Below are 17,468 nucleotides of genomic sequence, written 5' to 3'. Positions count from 1 at the left end.
GCGATCGCCGATCGCGACGCGGCCGCGGGAGAGGCCGTCGCCGCCGAGGCCGGCGGCCTTTTCGTCCCCATGGATGTCGGCGAACCGGCGGACAACACCCGCGCGGTGACCGCCACCGTCGAAGCCTTCGGCCGGCTCGACAACGTCGTGCTCAACGCCGCCGTCCCCGGCCGCTGCGGCCTGCACGACTTCACCGTCGAGCGCTACCGCGACACCTTGCGCACCAACCTCGACGGCGTGGTCTACGGCCTGCACGCCTGCCTGCCCCGGATGCGGCGGCAAGGCCACGGATCCATCGCCGTCATCGCCAGCATCGCCGGGCTGAGCGGATCACCGGACGTGTTCTACGCGACCAGCAAGCACGCGCTGGTCGGCCTGACCCGGTCGGCCGCCCCGGCGCTGGCCGCCGCCGGGATCCGGATCAACGCCCTGTGCCCGGGGCTGGTCGACACCCCCGCCCTCGCCCCGCACCGGCAGGCCTTGCGAGACCACGGCCTGCGCCTGGCCGACCCCGAAGCCGTTGCCGCCGCGATCGAAACCGTGCTCGCCGGCCCCGCCACCGGACAGGTGTGGACGGTCCAAGCCGGCCAGCCCGCGGCCGTCGTCGCGGCCCCCGAAGTGCCGCTCGCGGCGGAGTGAGCCGTTAGGACTCCAGTTCCTTGCCCAGCTTCGCCAGCCACTCACCCGTGCCCTGCTCCCGCCACTCCGGCTTCTCGGCGCCGTCGAGGAAGGTGTCCTGCTCGGTGAGCACCAGCCGGGTCCCGTCCCCCTCGGGGAACAGTTCGATGGTCGTGGTCGACACCGTCGAGAGCTTGCCCTCGCCGGTGAGCGTGCCGGAGAAGACGATCCGCTTCTCGGGCACGATGTCGTGGTAGGTCGCGGCGAAGTTCAGCGCGCCGCCACTGGGCGTGCGGCTGTCGATGGTTTCCCGGCCACCGACGCGGAAGTCCAGCTCGTGCTTGCCTTCGGAGACGAACCAGCGGTCCTTCGCCGCCGGATCCGACCAGGCGGCGAACACCCGCTCCGGCGACACCGGGTAGGTGCGTTCGAGGTTGAACGTGTGGTGCAAAACGGTCATGACGTGCTCCCTTCCACGGTCTCCGGCTCGGCGAGGAAGTCGCCGAGCCGGTCGAGCCTGCTCTCCCACGTGGTGCGCTGGCGGCCCAGCCACTGCTCGCCCGCCCGCAGCGCCCCCGGTTCGATCCGGCAGGTGCGGACGCGGCCGACCTTCTCCGACCGCACGATCCCGGCCGCCTCGAGCACCTGCAGGTGCTGCACGACGGCGGCGAGCGACATGGTCAGCGGCGCGGCCAGCTCACTGACCGACGCCGGCCCACGCACGAGCCGCTCCACCAAGGCGCGCCGCGTCCGGTCACCCAGAGCGCGGAACACCAGGTCGAGCGCCTGCTCATGGTCAAGCATGTACTTAAGTTAACTCGGCCGACCCGGGTCGGTCAAGTAACTGCTTAAGTATTTCGGGCAGCTCGGGTGCCTGACGCAAGGTCTTGAGCACATCGCCCAGCTCCCGCTCGGCGGTCTCCGCCCGGCTCAGCGTGGCCCGCAGCTCGGCGCCGAGGTTCGTCGTGGTTTCGTGCATCGACCGGACCGTCTGTTCGTGCGCCGCCTGCAGTTCGGCCAGCCGCTGGTCGAAGCCGGCCCGCAGGCGCTCGGCCTCGGTGCGGGCCCGGTCGAGCGCGGCTTCCTGAGCCGCGACGGCCCGGGCGTGTTCTTCGCGGGCGGCGTCGAACCGTTCCTGGACGGCATCGGCACGGGTTTCGGCCGCCTCCGCCCGCGCCGCGGCGACCTGACCGCGGCCGCGTTCCTCCTCCAGCGCGGTCCGGGCGGCGGCCAGTTCGGCGGTCAGCGTGGCGATCACCGCGGCCCGTTCGCCGGCCAGCGCCGCGGAGGCATCGGCCCGATCGGCGACGCGGGCGAGTTCGTCCCGCACCGCGGCCAGCTGTCCTTCGGCCCGCTGCTGTTCCTGGACCGCGGCTCGCCGGGCGGCGAGCTCCTCGTCCCGCTCCCGCAGCGCGACCGCCCTGTCTTTCTCCGCCGCGGTAGCCGCGGCGACGGCTGTCTCGGCCGTTTCCCGGGCCTGGGCGGCTTCGGCCTCCGCGCGGCCCCGGTGCAGACGGTGCTCATTGGCCTCGGCCACGGCCGCGTCCCGTTCGGCCAGCGCGGTCGCCGTCGTCGCCTCGAGCTGGTGGCGCAGCGTCGTGAGCGTCTCGACCAGTCCGCGAGCCGGGTCGAGCACCCGGTCTACCTGGCCGGCCAGCGCCGTGACGGCCGTGTCGTCCAGCTCGGTGTCGCTCTCCCGCAGCGACTCGGCGTCCGACAGCACCGCCTCGGCGTCACGGCAGCTGAGGTTGCGCCGCCCCCAGGTTTTGCCGTCCTGGCAGAACCGCGCGCGGCTGCCCCGGCCCACTGCGGGCGGCAGCGCGGCTCCGCACCTCCGGTACTCGCACACGCGCACCTGACCTGCGTCTTCCGTCATGATCGGCACCTTACTACAGGTTCTGATTAGAACTAGAAGCTACTGTTCAAAATTAGAAAGTTGCTCCGAGATCGCTTGAGTTTGGATAAGGTCACATATCGAAACTCAGAACACCCGCAGAGCCCCGGGAGTAACGACGAGGGACGGATGGGCGAGTCTGGAACTGTGCACCCCTCTCAGCACCCCCCGGTGATGACCCAGCTGCGGACCGTCGACGGCGTCACCTACAGCGTCGCGCTGACCCACCGGCCCTGGGAGCTGCCGGTGGACGCCCTGGCCGTCTCGGTCGGCGCGACGCTGGGGCAAGTCGCCGAAGCCGTGGTGCAGGAGTTCCCCGACGCGGACTGGGCTTCGATCCCCCTCGGCAAGGTCGAGCCCGACGCGCCGGGCGTGCTCCACCTGGACGGGCAGAGCGGTGAACTCCAGCTGCGCTGGGTCCTGCTGGCGACGCCGCACGCCTCCGACCAGCGCAGTGCGCCCACCGGGACGGCGGTCGCCATGGCCGCGATGACCGCGATCCTCGCCGCCGCCAGGGCCGGGGCCCGGTCCATCGCCCTGCCGCTGTTCGCCACCGGACAGCTGGGGATGGACCCGCAGGTCGCGGCCGACGCCTTGATCGAGGGGGCGCTCGCCGCGCACACGGCGGTGTCGCGGGTGATCTTCTTCTCCCACCGGGAGGACCAGGCGAACGTCATCGCCGAGCAGTGGCAGACCGCCCCCATCCCCCGGCGCGCCACCGTCGGCGGCTTCTCCCCCGACCAGCTCGCCGGCGGCCTGACGAAGGACCTCGTCGACCCCAACGAATGCATCCCGCTGACGCGCGACCACCTCGGCGTCAAGCCCTACGTCTCCATGCTGGCCACGGTGATCGCCGCGAAGGACACGCCGTTGCCGCTGTCGATCGGGGTGTTCGGCGAGTGGGGCGCCGGGAAGAGCTTCTTCATGGGCCTGCTGCGCGGCCAGGTCAAGGACCTGGAGGGCGCACCCGGCCAGTGCCGGAAGATCGCGCAGGTCGGGTTCAACGCCTGGCACTACGCCGACGCCAACCTCTGGGCCAGCCTCGGCGACGAGATCTTCCGCCAGCTCGCCGAACCCGTCCGGCAGCCGGGCGAGCCCGACGCCGAGCACCAGGCCCGGCTGCGCGAAGGCGCCCGGCTGCGTGACCGGCTCGCCGGCGAACTCGAGCAGCGCAAACAGCTGACCGCGGTGACCGAACGCGCCCAGGCCGAGGCCGCCGCCCTCAAGCGCAAGATCGGCGAAGCCCGCAACAGCCGCCGGACGCGGGCCCTCGACCTGGTCCGGGCGCTGGGGAAGTCACCGGCGTTCCGGGAGCAGTGCGCCGAGGTGTGGCGGAAGCTCGGCGTCGGCGACGTGGCCGAGCAAGGCCGGCTGCTGGCCGGTGAACTGCGGGAAACCCGGGAGGAAACCGAAGAGCTGAGCCGGATCTCGCGCTACCGCCAGGGCCGGACCGCCCTCGTCGTCGCGGGGATCGTGCTGCTGGCCGGGGCGGGTCTCACGGCGTTCGTCCCGGACATCCGCAGCTGGCTGATCGGCGTCGGTGCGGTGGCCGGCGCCCTCACCACCGCCGGGCTCACGCTGGTGCGGGCCGCGCGCGGCGGGCTGCGGCGGCTGCGGACCCTCGCGGAAGACCTGCAGACCGGTCTCGACGACGTCGCACGCCGGGAGGTCGCCGCCCTGCGGCAGGCCGACGCCGAGCAGCAGATCGCCGAACGGCAGCTGGAAGAGGTCGTCGCCCGGATCGGCGAGCTGGGCCGGCAGCTCACCGAGCTGACGCCGGGACGGCGGCTCTACGCCTTCCTCGCCGAACGCTCCCGCACCGACGACTACCAGGGCAACCTGGGCCTCATCTCCACCATCCGCAAGGACTTCGAGAAGCTCGTCGCGCTGATGACCACCGACGGCGACGACGGGAACCGGCCGCTGGACCGGATCGTGCTCTACATCGACGACCTCGACCGCTGCAGCCCCCGCCAGGTCGTCGACGTGCTGCAGGCGGTGCACCTGCTGCTGGCGTTCGACCTGTTCGTGGTGGTCGTCGGCGTGGATCCGCGCTGGCTGCTGCGGTCGCTGAGCTCGCACTACGACCGGCTGATCGAAGCGGACCCCGTCCTGCGGGGCGACGGGTGGCACGTGACACCCGAGGACTACCTGGAGAAGATCCTCAACATCCCGCTGGTCCTGCCGCGGATGCCCGCCGGCAGTCTCCGGCGGCTGCTGGACGGGATGGTGGAACCCCCGGCCCCCACGCCGGCCCCGGTGGCGGAACCGGAGCCGGCACCGGCACCGGCGGCCACCTGGGACCGCCCGGTCACCGACCTGCCCGTGGAGCCCGGCTCGCAGGTGGCCGCGCAGCTGGATCCGGCCGAGCCGCCCGCGAAACCGCGTCCCCTGACCGAGCCGGAGATCGCTCTGCTCGCGCGCCTGGACCAGCTGGTCGACACGCCCCGGGACGCGAAGCGCCTGATCAACCTCTACCGGATGCTGCGCGCTACGCGGGACCTTTCGGAGGCGTCCGCCTTCCTCGACGGCGAGTTCGAAGCCGTGGTCGTGCTGCTCGGGACGTGCACCGCGCACGGGCGCCTGTTCGGCCGGTTCGCCGACGCGCTGCTCCGCCGGGCGCCGCAGACGCCGTGGACCGACTTCGTGGCGGACCTGCAGCCGGTGGAGAGCGACGAGCCGTGGCGCAGCCAGGCCGTCGGCCCGCTCCCCGCCGGCGAGGTCGCACACTGGGCACACCTGCACCGCAGCCTGACCGAACTCGCGCCGTCGATCACGCTGCCCGACCTCCGCGTCTTCCAGACCTGGGTCCCGCGCGTCCGCCGGTTCTCCTACGCCGTCTCACCCGGCGCGCTCTGACCGCACGCGGCCCGCTTGCCGCGCAGCAGATCACGCTCCGCGCGATTACCGGTGAGCTCGATCGCCGTCGTGTACGCCGCGGCCGCCTCGCCGCGCCGGTCCAGGCGCGCCAGCAGGTCCGCGCGGATCGCGTGGAACAGCGGGAACCGGTCGAGGCCGAGGTCTTCGACGAGGGCCAGCGCCGCGGCCGGGCCGTCGACCTCGGCGACGGCGACCGCCCGGTTCAGCGCCACCACCGGCGTCGGCATCGCGGCCAGCAGCTGGTCGTAGAGCGCCTTGACCTGCGGCCAGTCCGTGGGCGCGTCACTGTGGACGGCCTGGATCGCCGCCTGGATCTGGTACGGGCCCGGCTGGTTGCGGCGCAGGCAGCGGCGGACGATGTCCTGCCCTTCGGCGATCAGGTCCGCGTCCCAGAGGGCCCGGTCCTGCTCGGCCAGCAGCACCGGCGCACCGTCGGACGTGGTGCGCGCGGCGCGTCGCGACTGGATGAGCAGCATCAGCGCCAGCAAGCCCTGTACCTCGGGCTCGTCGGGCATCAGCCCGGCCAGGGCACGGGTGAGCCGGATCGCCTCGCGGCACAGGTCGTCGCGGACCAGGTCCTCCCCCGCGCCGGCCGCGTAGCCCTCGTTGAAGATCAGGTACAGCACGCCGAGCACCGCGGCCAGCCGCGCGGGCAGGTCGGCGTCGCGCGGGACCCGGTACGGGATGCCGGCGTCGCGGATCTTGTTCTTCGCACGGACGATCCGCTGGGCCATGGTCGGTTCGGCGACCAGGAAGGCGGCCGCGATCTCCGTGGTGGTCAGGCCGCCGAGCAGCCGCAGCGTCAGCGCGACCTGCGCCGGAAGGGCCAGCGCGGGGTGGCAGCAGGTGAAGATCAGCCGGAGCCGTTCGTCGGGCACGGCGCCCTCCTCCACGGGCTCGGCTGTGACATTCGAAAGATTGGCTTGCAGGAGCGCCGCTTGGGCGTGTTTGTCCGCCCGCGCGGCCTCGCGGCGCAGCCGGTCGATGGCCCGGTTGCGGGCGGTGGTGATGATCCAGCCCGCGGGGCTCGGCGGCAGCCCGGCCGAGGGCCACCGCCGGACCGCCTCGGCGAACGCGTCCTGCACGGCTTCCTCGGCGATGTCGATGTCGCCGAAGACCCGCACGAGGACCGACACCGCCCGGCCGTACTCGGCGGCGAAGACCGCCTCGACGCTCATCCGCGGAACGGCCGCACCTCGACCGGCAGCGGGGCGACGGCGCCGGCGAGCCGGCCACCCCAGGCGAGGGCGGCGTCGAGGTCGGGCGCGGTGATGATCGTGAACCCGCCGAGGTGCTCCTTGCCCTCGGCGTAGGGGCCGTCGGTGACGAGGGCGCCGCCGTCGCCGGCCCGCAGCACGGTCGCGGTCGACGGCGGGTGCAGCCCACCGGCGAACACCCAGGCCCCGGCGGCTTTGAGGTCGGCGTTGAGGGTGTCGAGCTTTTCGGCGATGCCGTCGAGCACCTCCGGCGGCGGGGCCGGGCCGTCGGGCTGGTAGATGCTGAGCAGGTACTGCTTCACGTCGTCCTCCTCGGGGTCGTGCCGTCACCGCTCAGACGAACGCGCCGGGGGCGGATCGACAGTGTTCCGGCCGGATTTTCCCTGGACGCCGCCAGGGTGTCAGACGCTGGAACGTCCCGACGCGGTAGCCGACGCCCTGGGCCGGTTCCTGCCCGCGGAGATCGACATCCCGTAACCTCGGCGCGTGCCCGACCTGGAACCGGTGATCGACGCCGCGCTCAGCCCGCACGAGCGGCTGGCGCTGCTGGACGCCGCGGCCGCCCGGCACGTCGACGAGCAGCGGCCGCCGAACACGCTCAAGGCCTACGCCCAGGACTGGCAGGTGTGGCAGGACTACACCGCCGAAGCCGGGATCCCGCCGCTGTCGGCGTCGATCGGGGCGCTGACCGGGTTCGTCGTGTGGCTGGAACGGGGACGCACGCTGCGGCCCGGCGAACGAGCCGTGCCCGAGGTGCCCGAGCGGGCCGCCCCGGCTGCGCCGTCGACGATCGAACGGCGGCTCACCGGGGCGCTGGCCGGGCTGCGCCACCACCAGGTCGTCGTCGATCCGGAGGCGAGCCGCGCGGCGTGGCGGGCGTTGAAGGGGTACCGGCAGCGCCTCGCCCGGGAAGGCGTCCAGCGCGGCCGCGGCAAGGCCACCATGGTCACCCTCGCCGACCTGCGGGCGATGTCACGAGCGTGCCCGGACACCCTGGCCGGCGCCCGCGACCGGGCGATGCTGCTGATCGGCTTCCCGATCGCCGCGCGCTGCTCCGATCTGGCGAACCTGCTGGTCACCGACGTGCAGCCGGTCGACGACCGGGGCCTGGCGGTGACGGTCCGGCACGGCAAGAGCACCGGCGACATGGTCGTCCCGCGGCGCGAGAGCCCCGACACGGACCCGGTACGGGCGTGGCACGCGTGGCGGTCGGGCGCGGCGATCACCGAAGGGCCGGCGTTCCGCCGCGTCGACCGGCACGGCAACGTCGGCGAGCCCGCGCTGACCACGGCCGGCGTCAACCAGATCCTCACCCGGGCCGGAGTTCGCGCGGGCCTGCCGTACCCGGTGACCGGGCACTCCCTGCGGTCCGGGTTCGCCACCGAGGCGCGCCGGGCCGGAGCCGACGACCTGGCGATCGCCGACCAGGGCCGCTGGGTGCGCGGCAGCCGGGCGCTGTACGAGTACATCCGCCGTGTCGACCAGTGGAACGACAACGCGGCGGGCGCGCTCGACCTCTGAGTCATGGCTGTGTCACGGCGCGGATCGGGTGGCGCCGACGACTTCGCCGTCCCAGCGGGCGAGCCAGCTGCCGCAGACGCAGCGCACGTAGTCGAGGCGACGGGTGACGGGCTGGGACGCGGCCGCCGGGAGTTCGGCGAGCGGCCAGCCACAGCGGGGGCAACGGTTCCGGTCCATGCCCCGATCGTGCTGTAATGACTCAGTGCACTTCAACCCTTACGGCGGCCCGGCGGCGCTGGTGGCCGCCGACCTGGTCAACGCCGGCTCCGCGAGCGAGCTCCTCGCCGGCATGGTCCGCAACGGCATGGCCATCCAAGCCCTGACCGACGGCGAAGCGGCCCTGATCGGCGCGTGGGCCGCCCGGCTGCGGCCGGTGTTCGCCGCGCCCGCCGGCGCGCGCCCGGAACTGGTCAACGAGCTGCTGGCCGAAGCGGCCTGCCGCCCGCACATCACCACCCACGACGGCAAGCCACCCCACTTGCACTACTCGGCCGAGGACGCGGGTCCGGTCGGCCGGGTCCGCGCGTACACCTCGGGCGGGCTGGCCCACCTGGTGTGCGAGGCCCCCGACCGGCTGGGCATCTGCGGCCGCGAAGGCTGCGAAACGGCGTACGTCGATACTTCGCGCAACGGCCGTCGCCGGTTCTGCTCGACGCGGTGTGCGACTCGGGTCCACGTCGCCGAGCACCGGGCGCGGCAGATCAGCGCCTAGGCCAGCTCACGGACCGCCGCCGCGCGCGGGTCCTCCGACAACCCCAGGAGCAGGGTCCGGCCCGGGAGTGCGGCCGCACCCAGGACGTCGCCCCAGAAATCGAACCGGAACGGCAGTTCGGAGCCGTTCCGGAGATCCCACCCCATCGTGTTCCCCAGCTCCCAGTCACAGGCCACCGCCACCGGGGTGCGGTCGGGCAGGGCCGTGCACACCAGGGCTTCCTTCGCGTCGACGAGGCCGGAGACGGTGTGGAGCAGGGTCCGGCGGCGCAGGTCCCAGACGCGGATCGTCTTGTCCTGGCCGGCGGACACGACGATCGGGGTGCCGTCGGCGAGGACCGTGGTGTCGATCGCGTTGACCGGCTGGGTGTGGCCGCTGAGCCGGAACCGCGGCTTCCCGTTCGCCAGGTTCACCACCTCGAGGTGGTGGCTTCCCCAATCGGAGACGACGGCGACCGGCGTGCCGTCGGGGAGGACCACCGGGACCGCGTGGTCGAAGGTGGTGTGGTCGCGGAGGTTGTGCCGCCTCTTGTGGTCGCGCAGGTCCCACGTCTGGATCGCGGTGCAGCCGTTGTGGACGACCGCGACCGGGGTGCCGTCGGCCAGTGACAGGCACCGCACCGCCGCCGCGTCCGGGGCCAGTCCCGGCAGGGTGCCGCGCGGTGAGCCGTCCCGGAGGTCCCACACCCGGGCGGTCCGGTCCGGGCTGACCGTCACCGCGACCGGGACGCCGTCCGGCAGGACCATGGCCGCGACACCCGCCACGTCGTGGGTGTGGCCGTCGAGGGTGTGCCGCCACGAGTCGTCGGACAGGTCCCACACCCGGGCCTTGTTGTCCCGGCCGCCGGTGATCGCGACCGGGGTGCCATCGGGCAGCACCAGGGTGGTGATGGACTTGAGGTCGCCCTTGTGCCGGCCCAGCGTGCGCGGCGGCTTCTCCGCCGGCGTCCACTCGGCCGGGTCCACGCCGACCCAGGTTGCCGGCCCGGGGAACGGTTCGGCTCCCGCGGGGAACCGGTATCCGTCCTGGGGAGCGCTTTCCGCGGCGATGGCCGCGGTCGTGGTGCGCTTGGCCCACAGCAGTACTCCGACGAACACGATCGCCGACACCGACCCGCCCACGATGGCGAGAGCGGTCAACCCCGCCATCGCCAAGACGATCACGATGCCGATCAGGGGGAACAGGCTGAACCCCGCGACCTTGGCCGCGGTCATGCCGGCCTCGAACGATGGCGGCTTCGGCGGAGGCGGGACGACCGGCGGCGCCGGCGGCAAGGCGGTCGGCGCCGCCGGTTCCGGAGTCGGTCCGGGCAAGTCCGCCACCAGCCTCGACAGCTCGTCGCGCAGCCGCGCCGCGTACACCGCGCGCACCCGCTCGTCGAACTCCGGCAGGTCGAGCACCCCCGCTTCGACGGCCTCGTGCAGCCGCGCGACCACGGCTTCCCGGTCGGCGTGCGAGGCCCGCGGCGACCGGGCCGGGCCCGCACCGGCGGGCAAGTCGGCCACCAGCGCGGCCAGCTGGGCGTCAGTGGTCGCCCGCCGGACCGCGGCCACGCGGTCGTGCTGCTCGGCCGGATCCAGCAGCCCGCCGGCGACCGCGGCCTCGATGCGCGCGATGGCCTGATCGCGCTCGAGGTGACTGGCCTTGGCGTCCAGGTTGCCGACGACGGCGTCGATGTCGGCATAGGTGACAGCCCGGTTCAGCCGTGCCTCGGCGTCGGCGTAGGCGCGTGCTTCGAGGCGTCCGTCGGTCAGGGCGCCGGCCAGCCGGACCAGTGCCCGTTCGCGGTCGGCGGCGGAGATCCGCAGGTTCGGGCCGGTGCGGCCGGACGTGTCGGGCAGATCGGTGATCGCCGGCGTCAGGTCCTTCCGCACCCGGGCGGCCTGGACCACCACCAGGCGCCGTTCGTACTCGGCCAGGTCGAGCCGGCCTTCGCGCAACGCTGTGTCCAGTGTGCGGGTGGCCGCCGCGCGGGCCTGGTCACCGATTCGGACTTCCCCCGTCATCGCGGGAGGATAGCGACCCAGCCCGGGCGATCATCGGTTGGTTCGTTCGGCGTAAGGCTTTCTCGCGCGCCAGGCGAAGACCGTCGGCGTGGGGGCGCCGCCTTCGGCGAACCGTTCGAACACCAGGCCCGCGTCGAGAACGGCGTCCAGCAGCGCGGGCAGCGGCAGGTGGGTGGCGCCGACCTTGTCCCGCAGGCCCTGGTCGGTCCACGACTCCATGGTCCAGCCGGGTTCCCGGTAGCCGGGCCGGATGACGACGGCGCGGCCGTCGGTGCGGTCGGCGAACCCGCCGCAGAAGCACGGGTGCACGCCGACGTGCACGAACACCCCGCCCGGCGCCAGCACGCGGGCCGCTTCGCGCAGCACCGCGGGGTAGGCCGGCATGTCGGTGTGGACCATGATCGCGACGACGGCGGGCAGTGCCCCGGTGGCGACCGGCAGCGCCGTGGCGTCACCCCGCGCGACCGGCAACCGCGCGGCCGCGTGCCGCAGCATCCCGGCGGAGACGTCCACGCCGAACGGGGTGCGGCCGAGCTCCCGGATTCGCCCGGCGTGGGCGCCGGTGCCGCAGCCCAGCTCGAGGCACGGTCCCGTGCCCGGCCCGAGCAGCTCCCGCAGCGTCGGCCCGAACTCCAACGGGTCCGCCCGCCAGCTGGGGACGAGCGTGGTTTCGTACCAGTCGGCGATCGCGTCGTAGTCGGTCACCCTTCCCGTGTACCGGGGCCGGGCGCCACGGTCCACGGATTCCGCGCCGGGCGGAACGCCGGTCAACCGTGCCGGGCCGGCCGGTAGGTCAGCACCTGCGTGTGGCCGTCGAAGGTCCGGGCCGAGAGCAGCTCGAGGTCGAAGTCGGCCACGCCGTCGAAGACCCGGTCCACGCCGGTCTTGCCGGAGAGCACCGGGAACACCGTCACTTCGATCGTGTCGACCAGGCCGGCGTTCAGCAGCGCCCGGTTGAGGGTCAGGCTCCCGTGGGAGCGCAGGGGCACGTCGGACCCGGCCTTGAGGCGCCTGACCGCCTCGACCGGGTCGCCGGGCTCGATCGTCGTGCCCGGCCAGTCGAGCGGCGCGGTCAGCCGGCCGGAGAGCACCGTCACCGGGGCGGCGAACATGCGCGTGATCCACTCGTCGAACCGGGCACGGTCGAAGCCCGGGGCCAGGAAGGGGGCGTTCGACGCGTAGGTCTTGGCGCCCAGCACCATGTGCAGGGGGTCGCGGTAGGTGGCGGCGCGGTGGGCGAGGAACTCGGGGCCCTGCTTGCCCCAGTAGCCACTCCAGTCGCCGCTGTGGTTGGCGAAGCCGTCGAGCGTGGAGAAGACGTCGAAGGTGTAGGTGGCGGTCATTGAGACTCCTCGAGGAAGCGGGTGGCCTGTTACCCCTGCTACGAACACCATCGGCTGGATCCGACAGGCCTCCGGAGTTTGCTTCCGCGGCTTGCCTACACTGGACACATGAGCAAGCGCTTAGTGACTTTGGGGGACTCGTTCACCGAAGGCGTCGGTGACGACGACCCCGCCGCCCCGAACGGGGTGCGCGGCTGGGCCGACCGCGTCGCCGAGCAGCTCGCCGCGCGCGAGTCCGAGTTCCGCTACGCCAACCTCGCCATCCGCGGCAAGCTGCTGCCGCAGATCCTGGGCGAGCAGCTCGAGCCCGCGCTGGCCATGGACCCCGACCTCGTCACCCTCTACGCCGGCGGCAACGACCTGATGCGGCCCAAGGTCGACATCGACGGGCTGATGACCGAGTACGAAGCGGCCGTCGCGAGGATCCGGGCGACCGGCGCCCGCCTGGTGCTGTTCACCGGCGTCGACGGCGTCGAGGACGCGCTGTTCCGCAAGATGCGCGGCCGGGTCGCCATCTACAACGAGTTCGTCCGCGCCATCGCCGCCCGCCACGACGCGCTGCTGGTGGACATGTGGGCCATGCGGCAGCTGCGCGACCGGCGGCTGTGGGCGCCGGACCGCCTGCACCTCAACGCCTACGGCCACACCGAGGTCGCCATCGCCGTGCTGGCCGCCCTCGGCGTCGAACACCCGCTGGCCGCGACCGAACTGGGCCCGCGCGAGGTCTTGAGCCCGGCCGCGCGCCGCAGCCAGAACCTCAAGTGGGCTCAGGAGCACGCGCTGCCGTGGGTGCGCCGCCGGCTGCGGGGCGAGTCCTCCGGCGACACGCTCACCGCGAAGCGCCCGGTGCTCGCGCCGGTGGAGTCAGCGCCGATCCCCCGCTGACGGGCGGAGCCCGTCGAAGAGGATTTCCCTGGCCCGGTCGCGCAGGGCCGCGTCCTGGCCGGCGTACTCGGCGGCCCGCGCGACGCCGATGATCACCGGGATCAGCTCGCCGACGACGAGGTCCTCCCGGACCGCGCCCGCCTGCTGCGCCCGCGAAAGCAGCACGCCCAGGGACGTCAGCAGCCGCGCGCCGATGTCGGACTTCGCCACCGGGACCGTGACCCCGGCCGCGGTGAGGGCCTGGAAGTAGGCGTTCTTCGCGCTCGACATCTCGACCCAGCTGGTGAGGAACGTGAAGAACGCGCTGCCCGGATCGGCGGACTCCGCGGCCACCGCCGTCTCGGCCTCCTCGACGAACCGGCTCAGCCGCGCGAAGAGCACCGCTTCGAGCAGCGCCTCCTTCGTCGGGAAGTGCCGGAACACCGTGCCGATGCCGACGCCGGCGACGCGGGCGACCTCCTCGGTCGGCGCTCCGGTGCCCTTGGCCGCGAACACGCTCTCGGCCGCCTCCAGCACGCGGGCCCGGTTGCGCCGGGCGTCGGCACGCAGCGGTTTCGGCTCGGCGGGGTCAGCGGCGGGGTTCACCAGCAGATCGTAACGGGGCCGGATCGGGCAGCGAGTCCAGCAACCGCGCCAGCGCCCGCGGGACGTGCGAGCGCCAGCCGCCGCCCATGATCCGGCGGGAGACGCGCTGGAACTCGTCGTCCGGGTCGAACCCTTCGTGGCTGAGGAACAGCCGGGTGCCGGTGCCCTCCGGTTCGAGCCGCCAGGTGACCGTCCACTGCGGACCCCAGCGGATACTGAGCTTGCGCTCGGGCTCGACTTCCAGGACCTCGCACGCCACCGGGCCGCCGGCGAACCCGGCCGCGGGCACCGGCTCGGCCAGCAGCTCGAAGCGGTGCCCCACCACGGGCTTGATGTCGTTGGGCATGTTCAGCCAGCGCTCGAGGAGCTCCGGCTCGGTCAGCGCGCGCCACACCTTGCGGGCCGGGTGGGCGAGGAACTGGTCGACGTGGATCGCCCTCGGGTCGTCGTCGGTCACCGGTCTTCCTCCTCGTCCAGCAGATCGCGCAGGTTGGCGAGCTTGGTGCGCCAGAACCGCTCGTACGGTGTCAGCCAGTCCGCGACCTCTTCCAGCGGGGCCGCGTCGAGCCGGTAGACGCGGTTGCGGCCCTGGCGCTGTTCGGTGACCAGGCCCGCCTCGCGAAGCACCCGCAGGTGTTCCGAGAGGCTGGGCCGGGCCATCTCGAACCGCTCCGCGATCGAGCCGGCGGCCATCGGGCCGTCGAGCAGCAGCCGCAGCACTTCGCGCCGCGCCGGGCTGGCCAGCGCCGCGAAGACGTCGTCGTTGACCGGCATCAGCGCGGCACGGCGCCGAAGTCCGACGGTTCGAGCAGGCCGATCGTGTGGCCGTCGAGGTCGGTGAACGACGTCGCCCGGCCCCACGGCTGCGCCTGCGGCTCGGCCACCTCGACCCCGGCCGCCCGCAGCGCGGCGACGTCGGAGTCGACGTCGGTGGTCTGCAGCTGGAAGTGCCGCGGACCCGGTTCGATTCCGGTGACCTGCTGATCGGTCAGGACCACACCGGTCTTCGCCCCCTTCGGCGCGACCATCACGAACCGGCCGCCCTCGGGCGTGTGGCGGTCGACGAGCGCTTCGAAGCCGAGCTTGCCCACGTAGAAGTCCCGCGCTCGGGCGTGGTCGGCAACCGGCAGGGTCAGGAACTGCACGTGGGTGATCGTCATGCCGCCGACAATACGTAGGAGATCTCCTACACGTCAAGGGGCTGGCCGAACCACCGTTCGAGGGCGGTGCGCAGGGACTTCCGTTCCGTGTCGTCCGGCTCCGTCGCACTGGTCGCCCAGGCGACGTAGCCGTCGGGCCGGATGAGCAGCGCGGTCGCGTCGCCCGGGGCGTGCCCGGGAACGAGGTCGACGCGGTCGGTCCAGCCGCGCAGCTCGTCGCCGAGCGAGCCGGTGAAGTCCAGCAGCAGCGGCCGGGCCGTCCGGGTCAGCTCGGCGAGCCGGGTCCCGTCGGCCAGGACGAGGTCGGGGGCCCAGCGGCCGTCGAGCGGGTGGTCGGTGGCCGGGGTGTACCGGATGTCCGCGCCGGTCATCAGGTCCGCGATGTGCTGCACCGTGGCCGGGAGCCGCAGCAGCTCGCCGAACAGCTCGCGCAGCGCGGTGACGTCGCCGCCCGGCGTGATCAGCGCGGACTGCGCCTGGGTGTGCATGACCACGCGCTCGGCGACCGGGCGGCGTTCGCTCTCGTAGGTGTCCAGCAGGCCTTCGGGCGCCCAGCCGTGCAGGGTGGCGGCGAGCTTCCAGCCGAGCCCGACAGCGTCCTGCAGGCCGAGGTTGAGCCCGGGACCGCCGATGGCGGAGTGGACGTGGGCGGCGTCGCCGACCAGCAGGACCCGCCCTTCGCGGAACTTCTCGGCCAGCCGGGTGTTGCGCCCGCGCAGCCGCCGCAGCAGGTGGGGCCCGTCGCCTTCCGGCGGCCCGACGGGCAGGGCGAAGCCGAGTACCCGCTCGATGCTCGCGCGCTGCTCGTCGAGGGTCATCGGGGGCTCGTCGCCGGTTTCCTCCTCGTCGGTCCACTCGATCGTGGTGACGAGCGTGCCGGTCGGGAACGGCGCGTAGACGAACAGGCCGGTTTCGGTGCGGTAGTGGAAGAACGGCGGGATGACGCCGTGACCCGGCCCGCGCAAGCCGCCGGATGCCGCGTCGACGAACTCCGCCGGCACGCTGGCGTTGGCGGTGCGGGACACGGTGCGGTCTTCGGTGACGCCGGGGAAGCCGATGCCGGTGAGCTTGCGCGTGGCGCTGCGGCCGCCGTCCGCGCCGACGAGGTATCGCGTCGTGAGACGGTAGCCGCCTTCGGGGCCGGTGACGTCGGCGGTGACCGCGCCGGCGTCCTGGGTCATGCCGGTGAGCTCGTGCCCGCGCCGGACCTCGACGCCGAGTTCGGCGGCGCGCTCGTTGAGCACCGCTTCGACGCGGCGCTGCGGCACGCCGAGGATGTTCAGCGGGTTGCGCTCGGCGAGGGTGAGGTCCAGGCGCAGCGCGCCGAAGACGAACGCCGGCGAGGGCGGCCCGATCGGACCGGCCAGCCGCTCGTGCAGCCCGCGGCGGTCGAGGAGCCGCACGACCTGCCCGACGAGGCCGTTGGCGCGGTTTTCGGTGGTCGGTTCGGGCAGCCGTTCCAGCACCAGCGGCCGGATGCCGGCGAGGGCGAGTTCGCAGGCGAGCATGAGGCCGTTGGGGCCGGCTCCGGCGATGACGACGTCTTCCACGGTGGACTCCTTGTTTTCGGGCATGGCAAAGCCGTTTTCGGGCATGGCGAAGCAGCCCGCGGCGCGGGCGCTCTTCGGATGGGTGCGGCTCTAGCGGGGTTCGGGCAGGCCGGCGGCGAGCCGGCCGAAGACGTCCCGCAGGACCTCTTCGAGCGACGTCTGCGGTTCGGCGACGAGCCACTGCTGGGTGACGACGTTGAGCGCGGCGCCGATGACGCCCGCGAAGAGCCGCGGGTAGACGTCCCGGGTCGCGTCGGTGCCGGTGCGTTCGGCGACGGCGAGCGCGAACTCGGCTTCGCCCGCGGCGCCGGCTTTCTGGAATTCGCCTTGCAGGGTGGGCTCGGCGACCATCAGCCGCAGCCCTTCGATCCACTCCGGGGTCGCGCCTCGCCCATCGGGCACCGGTTCGCCGAGCGCGAACCCGTCGAGCGCGGCCTGGGTGATGGCGTCCCAGATCGGCATCCCGGCCGGCTGTTCGCGCAGCGCGGCGGCGATGGCCCGGGCCCGCTCGTGGTGGCGGGCGACGATGGCTTCGCCCTTGCTGCCGAAGTAGTTGCTGAAGGTCCGGGTGGACACCCCGGCTTCGGCGGCGATGTCTTCAATCCGGACGTTGTCGTAGCCGCGTTCGACGGTCAGCCGGATCGCCGCCCAGCTCAGCGCGATGCGCGTTTGCTGCTTCTTGCGATCGCGCAGGCCGGCTCGGTCGGTGTCCATGACCCCAAGGTACCGAACTTTGCCGAATCTGCAAAGTTACCTAGTCGGCAAGTTTGGCGGCGGGCGCGCCGGCGAGGAAGGCGTCGTAGCGGGCGGCGGCGTCGCTCTCGACGAGAGGGCGGGCGTTGCTGTAGCGGCCGTCGGTCCGGTCCCGCTTCGGCCCCGACAGCCAGAACTCCTCGCCGGTCTCGACGTCGACGAAGTTGGCGTCGAACAGGCCGGGCCAGCGGCGCAGCTCGCGGCCGTGCACGTACGCGGTCCGCCAGGTCTTGGAGAACCGCACCCAGGCGATCCACGACGGGCCCCGGTCGGTGTTGTAGCCCGTCTTGAGCTGGAGGTACATGATCCGGCGTGGCATGGCTCGAGCGTAAAGACGGCGATCG

General features: G+C 73.1%; 21 protein-coding genes. 5 read left to right on the top strand and 16 right to left on the bottom strand.

Annotated features, from left to right (window positions below; genetic code table 11):
- On the top strand, positions 1 to 639 hold a 639-nt coding region (locus AB0M30_RS46030), incomplete at its 5' end, for an SDR family oxidoreductase (protein ID WP_364598597.1).
- Between the two features lie 4 nt (positions 640 to 643).
- On the opposite strand, the gene AB0M30_RS46025 is transcribed toward AB0M30_RS46030, so the two are convergent.
- From AB0M30_RS46025 to AB0M30_RS46015, 3 genes are read right to left on the bottom strand one after another with little or no spacing between them, the layout of a single operon-like run.
- On the bottom strand, positions 644 to 1,078 hold the full coding sequence (locus AB0M30_RS46025) for an SRPBCC family protein (RefSeq protein WP_364598594.1): 435 nt from the start codon (positions 1,076 to 1,078) through the stop codon (positions 644 to 646).
- Positions 1,075 to 1,422 carry a metalloregulator ArsR/SmtB family transcription factor gene (locus AB0M30_RS46020; RefSeq protein WP_364598591.1) on the bottom strand — a complete coding sequence of 116 codons (348 nt, stop codon included), beginning with the start codon at positions 1,420 to 1,422 and terminating at the stop codon, positions 1,075 to 1,077. The genes AB0M30_RS46025 and AB0M30_RS46020 overlap by 4 nt, the downstream gene beginning before the upstream one ends.
- A gap of 4 nt (positions 1,423 to 1,426) precedes the next feature.
- Positions 1,427 to 2,494, bottom strand: a complete 1,068-nt coding sequence (locus AB0M30_RS46015; RefSeq protein ID WP_364598588.1) for a hypothetical protein — start codon at positions 2,492 to 2,494, stop codon at positions 1,427 to 1,429.
- Positions 2,495 to 2,686: 192 nt separating this feature from the next.
- Between AB0M30_RS46015 and AB0M30_RS46010 the strand changes: the two genes are divergently transcribed.
- Positions 2,687 to 5,371: a P-loop NTPase fold protein gene (locus tag AB0M30_RS46010; protein ID WP_364598585.1), complete on the top strand. Its 2,685-nt coding sequence runs from the start codon at positions 2,687 to 2,689 to the stop codon at positions 5,369 to 5,371.
- Here the strand turns inward: AB0M30_RS46010 and AB0M30_RS46005 are convergent.
- Together AB0M30_RS46005 and AB0M30_RS46000 are read right to left on the bottom strand one after the other, a co-directional pair.
- The gene (locus AB0M30_RS46005) at positions 5,344 to 6,570 is read right to left on the bottom strand and encodes an RNA polymerase sigma factor (protein WP_364598582.1); all 1,227 of its coding nucleotides are present in this window, start codon (positions 6,568 to 6,570) and stop codon (positions 5,344 to 5,346) included. The genes AB0M30_RS46010 and AB0M30_RS46005 overlap by 28 nt on opposite strands.
- A complete protein-coding gene (locus AB0M30_RS46000) occupies positions 6,567 to 6,911 on the bottom strand; it encodes a YciI family protein (RefSeq protein ID WP_364598579.1) in 345 nt (114 codons plus the stop codon). The genes AB0M30_RS46005 and AB0M30_RS46000 overlap by 4 nt, the downstream gene beginning before the upstream one ends.
- Before the next feature lie 184 nt (positions 6,912 to 7,095).
- Here AB0M30_RS46000 and AB0M30_RS45995 point away from each other — a divergent pair, with 184 nt between their 5' ends.
- Positions 7,096 to 8,130, top strand: a complete 1,035-nt coding sequence (locus tag AB0M30_RS45995) for a site-specific integrase (RefSeq protein WP_364598576.1) — start codon at positions 7,096 to 7,098, stop codon at positions 8,128 to 8,130.
- A 12-nt stretch (positions 8,131 to 8,142) separates the two neighbouring features.
- On the opposite strand, the gene AB0M30_RS45990 is transcribed toward AB0M30_RS45995, so the two are convergent.
- Positions 8,143 to 8,307, bottom strand: coding sequence for a hypothetical protein (locus AB0M30_RS45990; protein WP_014467145.1), 165 nt, complete (start codon positions 8,305 to 8,307; stop codon positions 8,143 to 8,145).
- Positions 8,308 to 8,332: 25 nt separating this feature from the next.
- Between AB0M30_RS45990 and AB0M30_RS45985 the strand changes: the two genes are divergently transcribed.
- Positions 8,333 to 8,842: a CGNR zinc finger domain-containing protein gene (locus AB0M30_RS45985; protein ID WP_364598573.1), complete on the top strand. Its 510-nt coding sequence runs from the start codon at positions 8,333 to 8,335 to the stop codon at positions 8,840 to 8,842.
- Here AB0M30_RS45985 and AB0M30_RS45980 read toward each other — a convergent pair.
- The 3 genes from AB0M30_RS45980 to AB0M30_RS45970 all read right to left on the bottom strand — a co-directional run bounded on the left by AB0M30_RS45980 (position 8,839) and on the right by AB0M30_RS45970 (position 12,191).
- Positions 8,839 to 10,848 (bottom strand): DUF1707 domain-containing protein, encoded by a 2,010-nt coding sequence (locus AB0M30_RS45980; RefSeq protein ID WP_364598570.1) that lies wholly within the window; start codon positions 10,846 to 10,848, stop codon positions 8,839 to 8,841. The two genes, AB0M30_RS45985 and AB0M30_RS45980, sit on opposite strands and share 4 nt — an antisense overlap.
- 30 nt (positions 10,849 to 10,878) lie before the next feature.
- Positions 10,879 to 11,553 carry a class I SAM-dependent methyltransferase gene (locus AB0M30_RS45975; protein WP_364598567.1) on the bottom strand — a complete coding sequence of 225 codons (675 nt, stop codon included), beginning with the start codon at positions 11,551 to 11,553 and terminating at the stop codon, positions 10,879 to 10,881.
- 62 nt (positions 11,554 to 11,615) lie between these two features.
- Complete coding sequence (locus AB0M30_RS45970; protein WP_364598564.1) at positions 11,616 to 12,191, bottom strand: dihydrofolate reductase family protein; 576 nt, start codon at positions 12,189 to 12,191, stop codon at positions 11,616 to 11,618.
- Positions 12,192 to 12,299: 108 nt separating this feature from the next.
- On the opposite strand from AB0M30_RS45970, the gene AB0M30_RS45965 reads away from it, so the two are divergent.
- Complete coding sequence (locus AB0M30_RS45965) at positions 12,300 to 13,076, top strand: SGNH/GDSL hydrolase family protein (protein WP_364598561.1); 777 nt, start codon at positions 12,300 to 12,302, stop codon at positions 13,074 to 13,076.
- Here the strand turns inward: AB0M30_RS45965 and AB0M30_RS45960 are convergent.
- The 7 genes from AB0M30_RS45960 to AB0M30_RS45930 form a co-directional block, all read right to left on the bottom strand.
- Positions 13,056 to 13,661, bottom strand: coding sequence for a TetR/AcrR family transcriptional regulator (locus AB0M30_RS45960; protein ID WP_364598558.1), 606 nt, complete (start codon positions 13,659 to 13,661; stop codon positions 13,056 to 13,058). The two genes, AB0M30_RS45965 and AB0M30_RS45960, sit on opposite strands and share 21 nt — an antisense overlap.
- Positions 13,645 to 14,118 (bottom strand): SRPBCC domain-containing protein, encoded by a 474-nt coding sequence (locus tag AB0M30_RS45955; RefSeq protein WP_364598555.1) that lies wholly within the window; start codon positions 14,116 to 14,118, stop codon positions 13,645 to 13,647. The genes AB0M30_RS45960 and AB0M30_RS45955 overlap by 17 nt, the downstream gene beginning before the upstream one ends.
- The gene (locus tag AB0M30_RS45950) at positions 14,115 to 14,435 is read right to left on the bottom strand and encodes a metalloregulator ArsR/SmtB family transcription factor (protein WP_360170237.1); all 321 of its coding nucleotides are present in this window, start codon (positions 14,433 to 14,435) and stop codon (positions 14,115 to 14,117) included. The genes AB0M30_RS45955 and AB0M30_RS45950 overlap by 4 nt, the downstream gene beginning before the upstream one ends.
- Entirely contained in the window at positions 14,435 to 14,821 is a 387-nt protein-coding gene (locus AB0M30_RS45945; protein ID WP_364598552.1) for a VOC family protein, read from the bottom strand. The genes AB0M30_RS45950 and AB0M30_RS45945 overlap by 1 nt, the downstream gene beginning before the upstream one ends.
- A gap of 26 nt (positions 14,822 to 14,847) precedes the next feature.
- Positions 14,848 to 16,371: an FAD-dependent monooxygenase gene (locus AB0M30_RS45940; RefSeq protein WP_364598549.1), complete on the bottom strand. Its 1,524-nt coding sequence runs from the start codon at positions 16,369 to 16,371 to the stop codon at positions 14,848 to 14,850.
- A gap of 90 nt (positions 16,372 to 16,461) precedes the next feature.
- Complete coding sequence (locus tag AB0M30_RS45935) at positions 16,462 to 17,085, bottom strand: TetR family transcriptional regulator (RefSeq protein ID WP_364598546.1); 624 nt, start codon at positions 17,083 to 17,085, stop codon at positions 16,462 to 16,464.
- 40 nt (positions 17,086 to 17,125) lie between these two features.
- Positions 17,126 to 17,443: a hypothetical protein gene (locus AB0M30_RS45930; RefSeq protein WP_364598543.1), complete on the bottom strand. Its 318-nt coding sequence runs from the start codon at positions 17,441 to 17,443 to the stop codon at positions 17,126 to 17,128.
- Positions 17,444 to 17,468: the final 25 nt, after the last annotated feature.

Origin of the sequence: Amycolatopsis sp. NPDC051716 (assembly GCF_040681595.1) — a bacterium.
Classification (GTDB): Bacteria; Actinomycetota; Actinomycetes; order Mycobacteriales; family Pseudonocardiaceae; genus Amycolatopsis.
This window is presented reverse-complemented; position numbering and strand designations above follow the sequence as displayed.

What these genes read in the sequence shown, in the direction of transcription:
- AB0M30_RS45990 (WP_014467145.1), bottom strand. Translation starts at nt 8,307, where the DNA reads ATGGACCGGAACCGTTGCCCCCGCTGTGGCTGGCCGCTCGCCGAACTC.
- AB0M30_RS46020 (WP_364598591.1), bottom strand. Translation starts at nt 1,422, where the DNA reads ATGCTTGACCATGAGCAGGCGCTCGACCTGGTGTTCCGCGCTCTGGGT.
- AB0M30_RS45950 (WP_360170237.1), bottom strand. Translation starts at nt 14,435, where the DNA reads ATGCCGGTCAACGACGACGTCTTCGCGGCGCTGGCCAGCCCGGCGCGG.
- AB0M30_RS46025 (WP_364598594.1), bottom strand. Translation starts at nt 1,078, where the DNA reads ATGACCGTTTTGCACCACACGTTCAACCTCGAACGCACCTACCCGGTG.
- AB0M30_RS46015 (WP_364598588.1), bottom strand. Translation starts at nt 2,494, where the DNA reads ATGACGGAAGACGCAGGTCAGGTGCGCGTGTGCGAGTACCGGAGGTGC.
- AB0M30_RS45965 (WP_364598561.1), top strand. Translation starts at nt 12,300, where the DNA reads ATGAGCAAGCGCTTAGTGACTTTGGGGGACTCGTTCACCGAAGGCGTC.
- AB0M30_RS45970 (WP_364598564.1), bottom strand. Translation starts at nt 12,191, where the DNA reads ATGACCGCCACCTACACCTTCGACGTCTTCTCCACGCTCGACGGCTTC.
- AB0M30_RS45930 (WP_364598543.1), bottom strand. Translation starts at nt 17,443, where the DNA reads ATGCCACGCCGGATCATGTACCTCCAGCTCAAGACGGGCTACAACACC.
- AB0M30_RS45935 (WP_364598546.1), bottom strand. Translation starts at nt 17,085, where the DNA reads ATGGACACCGACCGAGCCGGCCTGCGCGATCGCAAGAAGCAGCAAACG.
- AB0M30_RS45945 (WP_364598552.1), bottom strand. Translation starts at nt 14,821, where the DNA reads ATGACGATCACCCACGTGCAGTTCCTGACCCTGCCGGTTGCCGACCAC.
- AB0M30_RS45980 (WP_364598570.1), bottom strand. Translation starts at nt 10,848, where the DNA reads ATGACGGGGGAAGTCCGAATCGGTGACCAGGCCCGCGCGGCGGCCACC.
- AB0M30_RS46005 (WP_364598582.1), bottom strand. Translation starts at nt 6,570, where the DNA reads ATGAGCGTCGAGGCGGTCTTCGCCGCCGAGTACGGCCGGGCGGTGTCG.
- AB0M30_RS46010 (WP_364598585.1), top strand. Translation starts at nt 2,687, where the DNA reads ATGACCCAGCTGCGGACCGTCGACGGCGTCACCTACAGCGTCGCGCTG.